At 57.6% G+C, this 596-nt stretch carries 1 protein-coding gene; it reads right to left on the bottom strand.

What is annotated here, in order from left to right; genetic code table 11:
- A partial coding sequence (locus J5224_RS34060) for an aminotransferase class I/II-fold pyridoxal phosphate-dependent enzyme (RefSeq protein ID WP_264629271.1) occupies positions 1 to 596 on the bottom strand: 596 nt, incomplete at both ends.

The raw sequence follows: 596 nt of genomic DNA, 5'->3' as shown, positions 1-596 counted from the left end.
AAGGGCGAGAGCGTTGGCGCAGCCAGTCAATCACCGGTTTGCGCGCCGCGACATAGCCGCCAGACGCACCGCCCAGCGCTTTGCCCAACGTACCGGTCAGAATATCGACGCGCCCCATCACATCGCAGTATTCATGGGAACCTCGGCCCTGCTTGCCGACAAACCCCACCGCGTGCGAGTCATCCACCATCACCAGCGCACCATAACGCTCTGCCACATCGCAAATGCCTTTCAGGTTGGCAATCACGCCATCCATCGAAAAAACGCCGTCGGTCGCCACCATCAGCGTACGAGCCCCGTCCGCTTTTGCCTTTTGCAACTGCGCTTCCAGTTGCTGCATGTCGTTATTGTCATAGCGATAGCGACACGCTTTGCACAACCGGACGCCATCAATGATCGAGGCGTGATTCAGCGCATCGGAGATAATGGCATCGTCATCGCCCAGCAGGGTTTCGAACAGGCCACCGTTGGCGTCAAAACAGGAGGAGTAGAGGATGGCGTCTTCCATGCCGAGGAAATCGGCCAGCTTATTCTCCAGCGTTTTATGGATATCTTGCGTACCACAAATAAAACGCACGGGCGCCATGCCGAAGCCG

Source organism: Candidatus Symbiopectobacterium sp. NZEC135, from assembly GCF_025962695.1.
Note: the sequence above shows the minus strand (reverse complement) of the source record. Positions and strands in the feature narration are given on the sequence as shown.